Genomic DNA, 15,093 nt, shown 5'->3' with positions numbered 1-15,093 from the left:
TATAATTAGAAGGCGAGGTGAGATCATGAACGATTTGATCAGAAAGTACGCTAAAGATCAACTGGAAATTTTGAAAAGGATCATAGAAAAGTCTGAAGGAATATCCATCCTCATAAATGGAGAAGATCTCTCGTATCCGAGAGAAGTATCCCTTGAACTTCCCGAGTACGTGGAGAAATTTCCCCCGAAGGCCTCGGATGTTCTGGAGATAGATCCCGAGGGGGAGAACATAGGCATAGACGAAATCAGAACGATAAAGGACTTCCTGAACTACAGCCCGGAGCTCTACACGAGAAAGTACGTGATAGTCCACGACTGTGAAAGAATGACCCAGCAGGCGGCGAACGCGTTTCTGAAGACCCTTGAAGAACCACCAGAATACGCTGTGATCGTTCTGAACACTCGCCACTGGCATTATCTACTGCCGACGATAAAGAGCCGAGTGTTCAGAGTGGTTGTGAACGTTCCAAAGGAGTTCAGAGATCTCGTGAAAGAGAAAATAGGAGATCTCTGGGAGGAACTTCCACTTCTTGAGAGAGACTTCAAAATGGCTCTCGAAGCCTACAAACTTGGTGCGGAAAAACTTTCTGGATTGATGGAAAGTCTCAAAGTTTTGGAGACGGAAAAACTCTTGAAAAAGGTCCTTTCAAAAGGACTCGAAGGTTATCTCGCATGTAGGGAGCTCCTGGAGAGATTTTCAAAGGTGGAATCGAAGGAATTCTTTGCGCTTTTTGATCAGGTGACTAACACGATAACAGGAAAAGACGCGTTTCTTTTGATCCAGAGACTGACAAGAATCATTCTCCACGAAAACACCTGGGAAAGCGTTGAAGATCAAAAAAGCGTGTCTTTCCTCGATTCAATTCTCAGGGTGAAAATAGCGAATCTGAACAACAAACTCACTCTGATGAATATTCTCGCGATACACAGAGAGAGAAAGAGAGGTGTCAACGCTTGGAGCTGAAGGCAAGGGCAGTGGGAGTGGAGATAATACCAAAGGGTAAGATAATTTACTACTCTGTACCCAACGGTGATGAGTACGAGAGAGGAGACCTCGTTCTGGTACTGGGAGATTTTGGACTTGAAGTGGGAAAGGTTCTGATACCTCCCAGAGAGGTGGTCATAGACGAGGTGGGGTACGAACTCAAGGCCGTGATCAGAAAGTTGACGGATGAAGATCTGGAACAATACAGGAAGAATGTAGAGGATGCGTTGAAGGCCTTCCGGATATGTAAGCAGAAAATAAAAGAACATGGTCTTCCTATGAAGCTTCTCTATGCAAAGTACACCTTTGATAGAACGAGACTTGTCTTTTTCTTCAGTGCGGAAGGAAGGGTTGATTTCAGAGAGCTTGTAAGAGACCTCGCAAAGATCTTCAAAACAAGGATAGAGTTGAGGCAAGTTGGTGTGAGAGATGAGATGAAGTTCTTTGGAGGCCTCGGATTGTGCGGACTTCCGACATGCTGTTCCACATTTCTCAGAGAGTTCACCAGCGTCACACTGAAGCACGCAAAGAAGCAGCAGATGATGATCAATCCAGCGAAGATATCCGGACCATGCAGAAGGCTTCTGTGCTGTCTTACCTACGAATACGATTTCTATGAAAAGGAGCTGGAGGGAATTCCTGACGAAGGGAGCACGATCACTTACGAAGGAAAGCGTTACAAGGTCGTGAACGTGAACGTGTTTCTCAGAACGGTGACTCTTTTCTCGGACCAGGAAGGGGAAATGATCAAGGTGCCTTTCGACTATTTCAGGAAGGGGGAATGAATGGTGTTCCAGGGGATCGGGAAGTTTCTGATCCTCATGGGATTGATTCTTGTGGCCTTTGGGGTTCTTCTGATTTTGTTTGAAAAGATCCCGTTCCTGGGAAAGCTTCCCGGCGACATAGTGATAAGGAGGAAGAATTTCGTCTTTTACTTCCCGCTGATGACCAGTTTGATCATCAGTCTCTTAGTTTCCCTCATTCTGTATTTGATCTCACGTATGAGGTGATAGAATGGAGGACCAGGTCAGAAGAAAGGTTTACAGTTACATAGGTTTTGCTGTGAGGGCAAGAAAGATCGTCTTTGGTAAGGAACGAATGAGGGCTTACATAAGGTCACCGAGGGAGAAAAAGCTCATAATCATAGCGGAAGATGCCAGTGAAAGGACGAAGAGGGACACGATCATGAGGTGCGAGAACAAAAAAGTCCCTTATGTTATCATGTTCAGCAAAGAGGAACTGGGAAGGTTGCTCGACAAACCCGCTGTTTCGGTGATAGGCCTTGAAGAGGACAATCTGATAGATGCCATTTTGGGGATGGTAAAATAGACAGGGCGAGGTGATAGAAATGGCCAGACTGAGAGTTTACGAGTTAGCCAGAAAACTGAACATGTCACCAAAAGAACTTCTTCAGGAACTGGAAGAGCTCGGCGTGAACGTGAAGAGCCATATGAGTTATGTGGACGAAGAAATGGCGAATATCATCATAGATCTTTTGGAAGAAGACAGTCGAAAGGCCAAGCAGTCTTCCAAGCCGAAGAAAGAAAAGGGAGAAGAGGAAATAGAAAAAGAGGTCGTTGAGAAGAAAAAGAGGAAAAAGATCACTTTGAAGCCAGACGAACTCAAGCTCGATATCATCGCGGAGAAAATAGGTGTTCCACAAAACAAGATCATCCAGGATATGTTCGTCAAGAGAGGAATCGCGTTGAGACCCGGTCAGATCCTGAAGCTTGAGGAAGTAGAGCAGATCCTCAAGGAGTACAAGATCGAGATAGAGATAGAGGAAGAACAGGCTTCAGAAGAGGAGATTGACGAATTTGAACTTCTGGAAAAGAGATACCAGGAGCTCTACGAAAAGGAGAAAAACAAGCTCGTTCCGAGGCCTCCTGTTGTAACGGTCATGGGGCATGTCGATCATGGAAAGACCACGCTCCTCGACAGGATCAGATCCACAAGAGTCGCTGAAAGGGAAGAAGGAGGAATAACACAGTCCATAGGTGCGTATCAGGTGGAGGTCAACGGGAAAAAGATCACCTTCATAGACACACCCGGACACGAGCTCTTCACCGAGATGCGTGCAAGGGGAGCCCAGGCGACGGACATAGTGGTTCTCGTTGTGGCGGCAGACGATGGTGTGATGCCACAGACGATAGAGGCCTACAACCACGCCAAGGCCGCCAACGTGCCGATCATTGTGGCGATAAACAAGATTGACAAGCCAAACGCTAACGTGGAAAAGACGAAGCAGGAACTCGTAGAAAAGCTGGGACTCATCCCCGAAGAGTGGGGTGGGGACACGATAGTAGTTCCCATATCGGCGAAAACCGGTCAGGGAGTAGATGAACTGCTGGAGATGATCCTTCTCGTCGCAGAGATGAACGAGATAAAGTGCTACCCCGAAGGACCTGCGAGGGCCGTGATCATAGAGTCTAAACTGGACAAAAAAATGGGGCCTGTCGCGAGTGTGATCGTGAAAGATGGTGTTCTGAAGGTTGGAGACGCGGTTGTTGCTTCGAACACGTACGGCAAGGTTAGGAATCTCTTCGACGACAAAATGAAACCCGTTAAAGAAGCTTATCCATCTCAGCCTGTTATGATTCTCGGCTTCGAAGATGTTCCCGACGTGCATTCCAACGTCTACGTGGTTGAAAGTGTAGAAAAAGCCAAAGAAATCGTGGAAAAGAGACTGCAAAGGCTCGAAGCCCAAAAACAATCGAGGAAGCACATAAACCTCGAGGATCTCATGAAGATGATGCAGGAGAAGGAAAAGAAAGTGCTCAATCTCATTCTGAAGGCGGACACGTACGGCTCTGTAGCCGCTTTAAGGAATGCGATAAACAAGCTCCAGTCCAAAGAAATCGAGTTGAACATAGTTCACGCTGGAGTGGGCGAGATCAGTACAAGCGATGTGATGCTCGCCGCTGCCGTGGATGGGGTCATCCTCGGTTTCAGGGTGAAGGTGAACAACCAGGCGAGAAGACTCGCGGAGCAGGAAGGAGTCGACGTCAGAACTTACTCCATCATATACAAACTCGTCGAAGATCTGAAGCTCGCACTCGAGGGGATGCTGGAGCCGGAGGAAGTTGAAGAAGTCATCGGTCATGGTGAAATAAGAAAGGTTTTCAAGATATCCAAAGTAGGAAAAGTGGCGGGAGTTCAAATGCTCGATGGTAAAGCCGACAGGAACGGTTTTGTGAGAATCTACAGAAACGGACAGCTCGTTTTTGAAGGAAAAATAGAGAGTTTGAAACACTACAAAGAGGATGTTAGTGTGGTTGAAGCGCCGCAGGAGTGTGGAATAAAGTTTGCGGGATTCGACGATATACACGAGGGGGATGAACTGGAGTTCTACGTGATAAGGAAGGTGAAGAGAAAGCCGACTTTCGTGGAAGAACAGGCAGATCAAGAACAAAAATGAAGGGGCGAAAGCCCCTTCTTCTTTATTCAATTGTTTCTACTCTCACGTTTTGACCTCCTCCCAATCCCCTGAAAGGGATGGGACTTTTGGTGGCTCTCAGGCCACCTTCCATGGAGCCAAAGACGCTCCATGGCCACAGAGGTGTGGGTGAAACCTCACACCTCTGACGGGGGCCAAACCCGCTACTACCTGGCCTGTGCCAGGATACCTTTTCCAGATGTTGATTGCTCCAACTCCGTCCCTGTGATACTCAAAACCACAGGTTTTGCAGTGGTACCTTCTTCCGTTCGGCTTGTTCTTTGCACCACAGACAGGACACGTCTTGCTCGTGTTCGCTTCTGAAATGAGTTCCACTTCGATTCCGAACTGCTCTGCTTTGTACCTTATCATCTCGATGAGTTTTCTGAACTGCCACTGGTGGATCTTCTGGTTCGCGTTGTCGCTGTAGTCCGCTCTTTCTCTGATCCCTGTGACGTCTCCTATCACGATGGTTCCGATTTGTTTTCTGAGGCACAGCCCGATGAAACTGCTTGTGATCTTGTGCATGATGTCGTTGATCTGGTTTCTGAGCCGTCTCAGGACTCTTTTCTTTGCACGAACAAGCTTGTTGTACCTTCTTGATCCCTTCTTGCACTCTGCTATGGCAGACTGAAGGCTTGCAAGGCGTTTGTTTCGATAGCGAAGGATGCTGCTGAGGACTCCTCCGTGGTAGCTGATGACTTCTTTTCCATCAAAGCACGTGATGGGACGGAGCACTCCAGGATCGACTGCCATAACACCAGAATTAGCACTCTTTTCTTCAATCTCCACCTCTATCGCAAGGTGGAGATAGTATCCATCTTCAAAGACAAGTCTTGCCTGTTTGATGCGAAGGGGAGGTTTGAGAGGTGTTTGTACAACAAATGGTTCTCGTTCTCTGCCAAAAGACAGTCTCAGGGTGCCGTCTTGCAGAAGCTTCACAGCGTCTTCTTTCCATATGAACGGCAGATAGCGTTTTTTCTTGTAGGGAGGTTTTGCATCTTGATTCTTTTTGGCTGCTTTGAAGTACCCTTTGAGGGCTTGGAAGTAGAGCTGAACAAATGCCTGCTTTGAGTGGACGTGGATTTTGATGTTTTCTGCCCAGCGGAGGATGTATTTGTCTGCGGTGGGCCAGGACAGCCAGAAGCCTTTCTTTTGGTGTATCTTTCGCACAAGAGACATCGTTTTGTTGTAGATTCTTGCTGCGGTGCGGTTGAGTTCTTCGCATGTTTGATTCAAATGCCCTGGTACGGCGAGCTTGTAGGTTCGTATCACACGTCTGGGCATTTTTCCACTCCCTGTGCTAATTGTAACACAGTTGAACTACAACAACCGTTTACTACCCCCTGAAGGAGGATAGCTTGCGTGGTTGGGGTTCTGTCACTCAATTTGAAACTACTGTTTTCCGCTATCTTCATGTCTATACTTCCTGCGAATTTGTGAAGAGATATACCGTACTCTGAGAAAGCCACGTAGAAACCTTTCTTTCCATCTTCAGACAGTCTGAAGTACACTCTTCCCTCTGCAGATCCTTCCCTCTTCAGGTTACACTCAAGGATAAAGTTCGTCCACTCTCCTGGAGTGAAAACTCCACGGTCTATGATCACTTTGAGGACCTTGCCTATGGTTTTATCTGCTTGTACTCCTTCCTCAACGTGTGGAGCCTTTCCAAGCACTTTCCAGGGTCCAAACGGGGCAACCTGACCTTGGCCGTAAGCTTCAAAATCTTCAAAGAAATCCTCCGTTCCCGTTGGTTCCACCACCTTGAAACCGAGATCCACCTTCGGCATCTCGACGTCTACCTTGGGAAGAGGCACCGGCACCTGAACCCTCGATTCACAGCTGGTTCCCATCATGAGAAGCAGGGAAGCGGCCACCAGAAAGAGTAAGAGAAGTCTTTTCATGTTAATCACCCCTTACAGAAAAATTATATGTTGAAATTATACCATATCTATGTTCGATTTTATGAACTCCACCATGTGATCGTAGTGCGACCCTTTCCAATAGATTCTTCCACACATCGGACAGCGAGCGAACTCGTTGAAGAGTTCGTAGACTTTTGGAGGAACTCTGCTTTTCACGGCTTCTTTTGGTACTTCTTCGAGTTCCACACCACATTCGATACATCGGGTGAAGGGTTTCATCCACTTCTTCAGATCGTATCTTTCCACCACCTCCACCAGCTGTTTCTTCGGGTCCGTGTTTCTCACGTAGTAACCGAAGACGAGCTCTTTCCTCTTCAAAAGACCCGTATCTCTGGACAGAAGGATAGCTTTCTTTTTCACCGCCATCTCGCAGAGCTTTTCATCGCTTTCTTCACCAAAAATCGCTTCAAAACCCAGCATTCTGAGAAGCCGTACCAGCTTTCCGAGGTGTATATCGAGTACGAAACGGGGTTCACCTCTGTATCTGGGGGTGACGAGCCAGTCTTCAGGGATTTCTATGTTCTGGAATTCTGGATACACAAAGAAGAGTTCTCCATCTTCCACCATATGATCGAAGCCGACCGGTTTTCCGTTCAGCGTAATGAGGCTCACTTCTACATGCGGAACTCCAAGGGCTTCTATCCTGTCCTTCACCGTCTGGAAACCCGTGAAGCGATGAACTTTTATTCTTCCACTATCTCTGAAGAAATCGTTCAATCTACCAAAAAACCTGAAGAAGGCTATTTTTTCGTATTTCATAGATGATCCCCTTTCGTGGTAGAATTCTAATGGGTAAGTTCAGCCTAACTGGAGGTGGTTTTCATGTTGAAATCAGGCGATAGGGCGATCGATTTTGAGCTGGTGAACACCGATCTGAAAATGGTGAAACTCTCCGATTTTTCTGGAAAGAACGTTGTGCTTGCTTTCTATCCAGGAGCGTTCACGAGTGTTTGTGAGAAAGAACTCTGCACGTTCAGGGATTCTCTCTCCAAGTTTAACAGACTCAACGCGATGGTTCTTGGAATCAGCGTGGACAGTCCGTTCGCAAACAAGGCCTTCGCTGAGAAAAACCACATCACGTTCGATCTGCTCTCCGACTTCGGCGGAAGGGTGGCTTCACAGTACGGTGGTGTCCACGAGAACTTTCTGAATATCCCCGGCTACACCGCTGCGAAGAGGGCTGTTTACGTAGTGGATGGAAGCGGAACGATAGTTTATTCCTGGGTTTCCGAAGATCCAGGTAAGGAACCACCCTACGAAGAAATAGAAGAAGCGCTCGAGCGTCTTTCAAAGTAAACATCTCGATGATTTTTCCGATAAAAAAATAGGGGTGATACCATGAGAGTGGAAGGAATCGGTTACAACCCCGTTTACCAGAGTTATGCCCAGCAGCGCACCACCCCTGTTTCAACAGCTGGTAGTTCTCCTGTCATGACAAAAGAGCAGATGGAGCAGATACTCTTCTTCTCCCTCTATCAGCAGACGGGTCTGAACGTGAAGCTCGTGAGAATCGCAGGAGAACTTTACGGAAAGATGATGGACCAGCTGGCCTGAAGGGGACCTCCCCTTCAGGTTTCAAGGGGGGAAATAGGAGATGGTGGAAGAGCTCCTCGGAAAAGCACTGGCACGAAAAAGATCCCTGAGGAAAGATGAGACGATCGATGTGTTCAATCGGGTGACTTACTTTTTCCCAAAAGATTTCGTCATCACGAACTATCCCAGAAATCCGGTGGCTGTGTTCAATCCTGGAGCGGTTCTCGTTGGTAAAACGCTTCATGTTTTCCCTCGTCTGATTTTCGATTACTACAAGTACGTTTCGTCTATTGGTCACTTCACAGTGAACATCGACGATCTGTTGAATGGAGAAGTAAAAAAACCATTGGAAATGGAAGTTGTATTCTGGCCGAGAGATATTCAGGAGTTTCTGGGGTGCGAAGATCCGAGGGTGTTCTTCAGAAATTCCCGTTTCGAGCTTCTCTACACAGCGAAGGGATACAAAGACTGGTCACAGGAAGGGAAGCCCCACACCGATTTTCTTGCGTACGCCGTTCTCGATGAGGATCTGAACCTGGTTGAGAAGAGATACATATCGATAAAAAGTACGCTGGGTGAGTATGTGCCGGTTTCCATGAAAGACAGTTCTTTTGTGGAGTCGAACGTTATCCTGACGAGATTGACGGTTGGTGATGCCAAGGTCTGCTGGAGAGGAAGGCTCGAAGGAAGTTACATAGATCTGTATTCGCTCGATCCCGTCTTTTTCCCGGAAGAGTGGGAGACGAAAGTTGGATGGTCAACGAACACTGTTGAAGTGAAGGAAGGTTATCTGATAGGATGGCACGCTGTTCTCAAAGATCTCACCTACAAAAACGGTCTGGCACTCGTGGATGGCAGGGGAAGACTCCTCGGTACCACGAATTACGTTCTCTCACCAAAAGGTGTGATCGAAGAGTACGGAGACAGAATAAGGGTGATATTCGGGTGTGGGCTTGTCGTCTATGAAGGAAGAGTGATATGGATAGGCGGTGTTTCCGATTGGGCGATAGGCGTTTTTGAGGCAAGTGAAAGGGAGATCATGAATTTAATGAAAGAAGCAACATGATTTTAACAGTGCGGTGGTATTGTATCTTTGTGAGGTGAGACGATGTGTAGTTTCGTACTCTTTGAGCAGGGAATTCTCAGCGATATGATAATGTGCACTGCGATCAAAAACCGGCCCCTCGAAGGACCGGGGGTTTTCGTGTGAGCAGTGAGTCTGAAATCGAGGGGCCGGCCGAATGGTCGGCCCCTTTTGTTTTATAGGGAGGTGAGGAGATGAGGATTGCTACAGGGACTCCCGTCCTTGCGTCGGGAAGGTTCAAGAGAGTGGGCTTGAAGAACGGATACACGCTTTTGGTGGATAGATCTGCTGTTCTCCCGGAGAAGCTATCGCTGAACGGTGCTCCTCTCGAAAAGAACGGAGCGATCCTTGTGGATGCTTTCAAAGAGTTTGATTTCGTTCTGGAAAGAGACGGGAAGTTCTTTCTGAAGATCTCACAGCCGATCGTGGTTCATTTCTTTAAAGGCATAAGTGTTAAGATCTTCCCTGAACTCACACCATCTGTGTGCGTCACTGGAGTATTCACTGGTGAGAAAGGAATTCTCGTTCTTGGAAAAGAGGAAGCGATATGTGACAGGGTAATAGATTCGTTCGAAAATTCCGTGAAAAACTCCTATGACATTCCAAAGTTCCTGAGAGATGTCAGAGAAAATTCTGAAATATCGGGAATAGTTGCGATTGCGGGGAAAGTAGTGGGAACGTGGGCGAAGGGAAAACTGGACGTTCTTTAATCGAAAGGTCCGCTCCGAGGAGCGGACCAGATCAGAACTTTAGAAGAATCAAGGCCTCCGGGTTGACAACCTGGAAGGTGAACGTCTCCGTTATGAAAAGCCTCACCGCATCTTTTTCTCTGTCTTCGTACCCTATCGAGAGATCCTGTCCGAGGATCAGCTTGAAATCCCCTCCACGCTCAGAAGCGACGAGGGCATCCTCGATCCTCGGTGTGGTTATGATCTTGCCACCCCTGAGATATTCTTCCACTCTCTTTTCGAGGGGGTAATGCCCTGCCTCTTCCTTCAGGAAGTTGATCCACCTGTCCGTGTTTATAACGAGTGTGTAAGGACCCTCTATACCATCTTTTGAGAAGATCGAAAGAGCCCTCACTATGGCTTCGAGGAGGTCTTTTGATGTGCTTCCACACTCGATTTTCCTCTCTTCGAAGGAAAGAAGGCCTTTCACACCCGATTTTTCGCAACCTTCGAATATCACTTCGTCTTCAAATTCCGCAACCTTTCTCACCACTTCTTCTAGGCTGGAAAGATCCACGTTCGGTTTTCCTCTCTCGAGGTTGTCGAGTTCCCACAGACCGAGAGTGAACGTTGCCCTCAGTTCGATGAGCGGCAGAGACTTCCTCAATCCCCACTTCACCACTTCGTTCTCGTCTGAAAGCACCTCAACCTCTCCCAGTGGATGGGCAGCGTACTCCCAGCCGTACGGTCCCTCCACATCGACGAATTTCCTTCCGTAGAGCTGTGTTTTGAAGATCTCCCTTGCTCTGTTGTCTATCTCCTGCCACTGTTTTTCTGTCAGAGGAGCAAAGGATCTTTTCAGAAATTCCATGTTCACCACCCCTTTCAGAGCTTCCTTATGCCGAGGTCTCCACCCGTGTTTTCTGATCCACCGGACGTTTCCTCTTCTTCGATTTCTGTGATCGGCTTGTCCGTGAACAGGTAAGTTCTGAGTGCCTCATCCCAGCCGGGCATGTTCCTTCTCAGCCACTCAAGGAGCATTGCTGCGTGCTCCATCTCCTCGTCTCTGTTGTGTTCGAGTATTTTTCTCACGGTTTCGTCTTTTGTGGTGACAACCCTCTGATGGTACCAGGCGACCGCCTCTATCTCTTCTTTCAAGCTGTTCAGAGCTCTCACGAAATCTCTGTCCTTCCCCGTGAGTTCGGAAACTGGTTCGTGGTACTGATCCGCCATTTTCTTTCACCTCCGTTGAACGCTTTCTAAAATGAAACCTCCATTTAAATTATATCACACAAAAATCCTTTAAAATTGAAGTCGAAAAAATGAATATCGAAAACCTTCCCCAGGGGGAGCTCCTATTCCGGGGCTGAGAGGAGGACGGAAGTCCTCGACCCCAAGAACCTGATCCGGGTAATGCCGGCGGAGGGATCGGGGAAGGAGGAAATAAAAAACCTCCGCTCGGCGGAGGTTTTTATTTTTACGAGGAGGTGTGCCTATGAGAGATGTGTTGATCTCCAAAATCATCGTTGAGAGGTATTTTGAAAAACTCAGAAATAGTCTGGAGCTGGATGTTGCAATCGTGGGAGCAGGACCGAGCGGTCTCACAGCAGCGTACGAGCTGGCAAAGAATGGCTTCAGAGTAGCTGTGTTTGAAGAGAGAAACACCCCGGGAGGCGGTATCTGGGGTGGAGGAATGATGTTCAACGAAATCGTGCTGGAGAAAGAACTCGAGGATTTTCTGAAGGAGGTAGAAATCGAATACGAGGTGAAAGAAGACCACATAGTGGTGGATTCCGTGCATTTCGCTTCGGGACTTCTCTACAGAGCGACGAAGGCAGGAGCCATCGTCTTCAACAACGTTTCGGTTGAAGATGTGGCGGTCCAGAACGGTAAGGTCTGTGGAGTGGTGGTGAACTGGGGTCCAACGGTGAGACTTGGGCTGCACGTCGACCCCATAACGGTGAAAGCTTCGTTCGTTGTGGATGGTACCGGTCACCCCGCGAACGTGGTTTCACTTCTCGCAAAGAGAGGTCTCGTAGAGATGAAAACAGAATTTCCTATGGACGCCGATGAAGCGGAAAAATTCGTGGTGGATAACACCGGTGAGATCTTCCCAGGACTTCTCGTTTCAGGGATGGCGGTCTGCGCTGTTCACGGCGGACCGAGGATGGGTCCCATCTTCGGTGGAATGATTCTGTCCGGTCAGAAAGTGGCGAGAATCGTGAGTGAAAGGTTGAGGTGATATCATGACTCAGATGGAAATGGCCAGAAAGGGTGTTGTTTCCGACGAGATGAAGAAGGTGGCGGAGTACGAAGGAGTGGATGTCGAGATCGTCAGGCAAAAGATTGCGGAAGGCAGAGCGGTTCTTCCAAAGAACAAACTCCACAGGATAGAAAGGCCAATGATCGTTGGAGAAGGTTTCAGTGTGAAGGTGAACGCGAACATAGGAACCTCCCAGGGATTTTCTTCGCTCGAAGAGGAAAAGGAAAAGGCAAGAGTGGCGATAGAATACGGTGCTGACTCCCTCATGGTTCTTTCCACGTGGGGAGACCTGAGGGAGATCAGGAGAACCATCGTGGAGATGTCGCCCGTTCCAGTTGGTTCGGTGCCCATATACGATTCCGCCGTGAGGAGTTACCAGATGAAAAAGAACGTGGTGGATTTTTCGGAGAAGGATTTCTTCGATATAGTCATAGCACACGCGGAAGATGGTATAGACTTTATGACGATCCACGTCGGTGTGACGAGAAGGGTGCTTGATAGGATAAAAAGTTCAAGGCGGGTTTTGAAGATCGTGAGCAGAGGCGGAGCGATCATCGCGGGATGGATGATAAAGAACAACAAGGAAAATCCGTTCTACGAACACTTCGATGAACTCTTGGACATCGCAAAGGACTACGACATCACTTTGAGTCTTGGTGACGGCATGAGACCCGGGGCTGTGGTGGACGCGAGCGACGCCCAGCAGTTCGAAGAGCTGTTCGTGATGGGAGAACTTGTGGAGAGAGCGAGGGAAAAAGGGGTCCAGGTGATGCTGGAAGGGCCGGGGCACGTTCCTCTGAACGAGGTGGAGATGAACGTGAGGCTCATGAAAAAGATCGGAAAAGGGGCCCCCATCTTCCTTCTGGGACCACTTCCAACGGACAGAGCCATGGGTTACGATCACATAGCCTGCGCGATAGGTGGTGCGCTGGCTGGCTACTACGGAGCCGATTTCCTCTGTTATGTGACTCCTTCAGAGCACATCTCGCTTCCGGATGTTGAAGACGTGAGAGAAGGTGTGATAGCCTCTAAGATAGCGGCTATTGTCGCGGATGTGGCGCGCGGAAACAAAAAAGCCTGGGAGCTTGAGAAAAAGATGGCCCTCGCAAGAAAGAACTTCGACTGGGAGACGATGTTCAGCCTTTCGCTGGGAAAGGACGTTGCGAAGAAGAAATACGAGGAAAGACCGTACCCCGACAAAGGCTGTTCTATGTGTGGACCATTCTGTGCGATAAAGATAGCGGAGGAGTTCTCTTGAGAAAAGGTGTATCCACGAGCATCATAAGAAGCAATCCCGATCTGCTTGAAGCACTCCCGAAAGCAGAACTTTACGAACTGGGTTTTTTCAAGGCGGAAGACCTCGAGAAGGTCCTCCGCTTTTTTCACGACAAAAATTTTGGAATCCACGCTCCTTTCATCTACAGGTACAGATACCACTATCCGAATCCGACCTCTCTGAACGAGGAAGAAAGAGAGGACACCTTTTCTGTGAACAAAAAATGCGCTGAGCTTGCCAGGAAGATCGGCGCAGAATACATGATAATTCACTTCCCAAATGCCCTTCAGAAAGAAAACTGGCTTTCTGTTTACAAAGAGGTGGAGAGAGAATTCTCCGAGCTTGCGGGTGTCATCAGCGTTCGAGTGGAGAACGTTTATGGAAACGATCATTTCCACTCCGCTGAAGATTACAGGACTTTTCTTGAAAACACAGGTTGCAAGATGTGCGTTGACATCGGCCATCTTCTTCTAGACGCTGAGGTTTACGGTTTTTCTCCCATCGAATTCATAGAAAAGCTCTCTGATTTTGTAGAAGAATTTCACATTTACTACGCGGATTTCGAAACCTACAAAAAATGCCATCACGCTCCCTGGGGTGAATCGAAAGAGTTTCTTGAAGTGTTGGAGTTCATAAAGGATTTCGACGCGGATTTCGTTCTGGAGCCGACACCAGAATGTGAAGAAGGTCTGGAAAAACTCTTCGAATACTGGAGGGATCTCTGATGGTTCTTGTGGTTGCGGGTTTCGATCCTTCGGGAGGTGCGGGGATAATTCAGGATGTGAAGGTTCTCTCGGCTCTCGGTGTGAAAACTCATGCGGTGATCTCAGCTCTGACCGTGCAGAACGAAAACCGGGTGTTTTCAGTGAACTTCAGAGACTGGGAAGAAATGAGAAAAGAAATAGAAGTCCTGACACCTCCGCATGTGATAAAGGTAGGACTCTCTGCACCGGAGACGGTGAAAAGACTGAGGGAAATGTTCCCGGATTCAGCGATCGTCTGGAACGTGGTACTCGAATCGTCCTCGGGGTTCGGGTTTCAGGATCCGGAGGAAGTGAAGAAATTCGTGGAATACGCTGACTACGTGATCCTGAACAGTGAAGAAGCGAAAAAACTCGGTGAATACAATAACTTCATCGTCACTGGCGGGCACGAAAAAGGCAACACGGTGAAAGTGAGATATAGAGATTTCGTTTTTGAAATTCCCAGAGTTCCTGGAGAGTTCCATGGAACAGGTTGTGCCTTTTCCAGTGCCGTTTCGGGATTTTTAGCGATGAACTACCCGGTAGAAGAGGCCATCAGATCTGCTATGGAGCTTCTGAAAAAAATTCTTGAAAGATCCTCAGGTGTGGTGGAGACGGAAAAACTCCTTCGGGACTGGTACAGGTACGACACTCTGAGCACACTCGATGAGATCCTTCCAGAGTTCCTCGCGATCGGCCATCTCACGGTGCCGGAGGTGGGGCAGAACGTTTCCTACGCTCTCCCGTGGGCGAAGAACGAATTCGAGGTGGGAAAGTTCCCCGGAAGGATAAGACTCAAAGAAGGAAAAGCGGTGGCGGTGTCCTGTGCTTCTTTCAAAGACAGATCTCACACGGCACGTATGGCCGTCACGATGATGAGGTATCATCCTCATATGAGGTGTGTGGTGAACGTTCGCTACGAAAGAGAGTACGTTGAGAGGGCAAAGAAAAGAGGGTTGAAGGTTTTCCACTACGATCGGTCGAAAGAGCCGAAGGAGGTTCAGGAGAAAGAGGGGCAGTCCATGGTGTGGATGATCGAACAGGCGATAGCGGAGTTGAAATCACCTCCAGATTTGATATATGATGAAGGTTGGTGGGGAAAAGAAGCGATGATAAGGGTGTTCGGAAGAAATCCAAAAGAAGTTCTTGAGAAAATAAAACTCATGGTGGAGGAGTGATC

18 protein-coding genes and 1 riboswitch are annotated in these 15,093 nt (G+C 48.1%); of the genes, 13 read left to right on the top strand and 5 right to left on the bottom strand.

All coding sequences use genetic code 11. The features are described from left to right. Nucleotides 1-25 precede the first annotated feature (25 nt). The 5 genes from T2812B_RS00800 to infB are packed head-to-tail and all read left to right on the top strand — an operon-like array spanning nucleotide 26 to nucleotide 4,403. The gene (locus tag T2812B_RS00800) at nucleotides 26-964 is read left to right on the top strand and encodes a DNA polymerase III subunit delta' (protein WP_008192882.1); all 939 of its coding nucleotides are present in this window, start codon (nucleotides 26-28) and stop codon (nucleotides 962-964) included. Continuing rightward, nucleotides 955-1,770, top strand: a complete 816-nt coding sequence (locus T2812B_RS00795) for a stage 0 sporulation family protein (protein WP_008192887.1) — start codon at nucleotides 955-957, stop codon at nucleotides 1,768-1,770. The genes T2812B_RS00800 and T2812B_RS00795 overlap by 10 nt, the downstream gene beginning before the upstream one ends. Further along, nucleotides 1,771-1,995, top strand: coding sequence for a DUF2905 domain-containing protein (locus tag T2812B_RS00790; protein WP_008192890.1), 225 nt, complete (start codon nucleotides 1,771-1,773; stop codon nucleotides 1,993-1,995). A gap of 4 nt (nucleotides 1,996-1,999) precedes the next feature. Further along, on the top strand, nucleotides 2,000-2,314 hold the full coding sequence (locus T2812B_RS00785) for a 50S ribosomal protein L7ae family protein (RefSeq protein WP_008192895.1): 315 nt from the start codon (nucleotides 2,000-2,002) through the stop codon (nucleotides 2,312-2,314). A 19-nt stretch (nucleotides 2,315-2,333) separates the two neighbouring features. Next, nucleotides 2,334-4,403: a translation initiation factor IF-2 gene (gene infB, locus T2812B_RS00780; protein ID WP_008192898.1), complete on the top strand. Its 2,070-nt coding sequence runs from the start codon at nucleotides 2,334-2,336 to the stop codon at nucleotides 4,401-4,403. A gap of 96 nt (nucleotides 4,404-4,499) precedes the next feature. Here the strand turns inward: infB and T2812B_RS00775 are convergent, their stop codons facing one another. The 3 genes from T2812B_RS00775 to T2812B_RS00765 are packed head-to-tail and all read right to left on the bottom strand — an operon-like array spanning nucleotide 4,500 to nucleotide 7,105. Further along, complete coding sequence (locus T2812B_RS00775) at nucleotides 4,500-5,708, bottom strand: RNA-guided endonuclease TnpB family protein (protein ID WP_008192901.1); 1,209 nt, start codon at nucleotides 5,706-5,708, stop codon at nucleotides 4,500-4,502. After that, nucleotides 5,693-6,325, bottom strand: coding sequence for a hypothetical protein (locus T2812B_RS00770; protein WP_008192904.1), 633 nt, complete (start codon nucleotides 6,323-6,325; stop codon nucleotides 5,693-5,695). Before T2812B_RS00770 ends, T2812B_RS00775 begins: the two co-directional genes overlap by 16 nt. A gap of 36 nt (nucleotides 6,326-6,361) precedes the next feature. Then, on the bottom strand, nucleotides 6,362-7,105 hold the full coding sequence (locus tag T2812B_RS00765; protein WP_008192907.1) for a Mut7-C RNAse domain-containing protein: 744 nt from the start codon (nucleotides 7,103-7,105) through the stop codon (nucleotides 6,362-6,364). Between the two features lie 63 nt (nucleotides 7,106-7,168). On the opposite strand from T2812B_RS00765, the gene T2812B_RS00760 reads away from it, so the two are divergent. From T2812B_RS00760 to T2812B_RS00740, 4 genes are all read left to right on the top strand, one after another. Continuing rightward, nucleotides 7,169-7,642 (top strand): peroxiredoxin, encoded by a 474-nt coding sequence (locus T2812B_RS00760; protein ID WP_008192909.1) that lies wholly within the window; start codon nucleotides 7,169-7,171, stop codon nucleotides 7,640-7,642. 42 nt (nucleotides 7,643-7,684) lie between these two features. Beyond that, nucleotides 7,685-7,900, top strand: a complete 216-nt coding sequence (locus tag T2812B_RS00755; protein WP_004080906.1) for a hypothetical protein — start codon at nucleotides 7,685-7,687, stop codon at nucleotides 7,898-7,900. A gap of 40 nt (nucleotides 7,901-7,940) precedes the next feature. Further along, nucleotides 7,941-8,945 (top strand): glycosidase, encoded by a 1,005-nt coding sequence (locus tag T2812B_RS00750; RefSeq protein WP_008192923.1) that lies wholly within the window; start codon nucleotides 7,941-7,943, stop codon nucleotides 8,943-8,945. 212 nt (nucleotides 8,946-9,157) lie between these two features. Next, nucleotides 9,158-9,673 carry a hypothetical protein gene (locus T2812B_RS00740; RefSeq protein WP_008192925.1) on the top strand — a complete coding sequence of 172 codons (516 nt, stop codon included), beginning with the start codon at nucleotides 9,158-9,160 and terminating at the stop codon, nucleotides 9,671-9,673. Between the two features lie 31 nt (nucleotides 9,674-9,704). Here T2812B_RS00740 and T2812B_RS00735 read toward each other — a convergent pair whose 3' ends face one another. Continuing rightward, on the bottom strand, nucleotides 9,705-10,502 hold the full coding sequence (locus T2812B_RS00735) for a family 1 encapsulin nanocompartment shell protein (RefSeq protein WP_008192929.1): 798 nt from the start codon (nucleotides 10,500-10,502) through the stop codon (nucleotides 9,705-9,707). Between the two features lie 14 nt (nucleotides 10,503-10,516). Then, a complete protein-coding gene (locus T2812B_RS00730) occupies nucleotides 10,517-10,864 on the bottom strand; it encodes an encapsulin-associated ferritin-like protein (RefSeq protein ID WP_008192931.1) in 348 nt (115 codons plus the stop codon). 102 nt (nucleotides 10,865-10,966) lie between these two features. Beyond that, nucleotides 10,967-11,077: riboswitch (TPP riboswitch) on the top strand. A 49-nt stretch (nucleotides 11,078-11,126) separates the two neighbouring features. Here T2812B_RS00730 and T2812B_RS00725 point away from each other — a divergent pair. Genes T2812B_RS00725 through T2812B_RS00710 form a run of 4 tightly spaced genes read left to right on the top strand, consistent with a single transcriptional unit; the run spans nucleotide 11,127 to nucleotide 15,091 of the window. Then, the gene (locus T2812B_RS00725) at nucleotides 11,127-11,873 is read left to right on the top strand and encodes a sulfide-dependent adenosine diphosphate thiazole synthase (RefSeq protein WP_008192934.1); all 747 of its coding nucleotides are present in this window, start codon (nucleotides 11,127-11,129) and stop codon (nucleotides 11,871-11,873) included. 4 nt (nucleotides 11,874-11,877) lie between these two features. Next, nucleotides 11,878-13,152, top strand: a complete 1,275-nt coding sequence (gene thiC / locus T2812B_RS00720; RefSeq protein ID WP_008192937.1) for a phosphomethylpyrimidine synthase ThiC — start codon at nucleotides 11,878-11,880, stop codon at nucleotides 13,150-13,152. After that, the gene (locus T2812B_RS00715) at nucleotides 13,149-13,895 is read left to right on the top strand and encodes a sugar phosphate isomerase/epimerase (protein WP_008192939.1); all 747 of its coding nucleotides are present in this window, start codon (nucleotides 13,149-13,151) and stop codon (nucleotides 13,893-13,895) included. Before thiC ends, T2812B_RS00715 begins: the two co-directional genes overlap by 4 nt. Continuing rightward, nucleotides 13,895-15,091 carry a thiamine-phosphate synthase family protein gene (locus tag T2812B_RS00710; protein ID WP_039454406.1) on the top strand — a complete coding sequence of 399 codons (1,197 nt, stop codon included), beginning with the start codon at nucleotides 13,895-13,897 and terminating at the stop codon, nucleotides 15,089-15,091. Before T2812B_RS00715 ends, T2812B_RS00710 begins: the two co-directional genes overlap by 1 nt. Nucleotides 15,092-15,093 lie beyond the last annotated feature (2 nt).

Origin of the sequence: Thermotoga sp. 2812B, from assembly GCF_000789335.1 — a bacterium.
Classification (GTDB): Bacteria; Thermotogota; Thermotogae; order Thermotogales; family Thermotogaceae; genus Thermotoga; species Thermotoga maritima.
The sequence above is the reverse complement of the archived record's forward strand: the minus strand, read 5'-3'. Positions and strand labels throughout refer to the sequence as shown.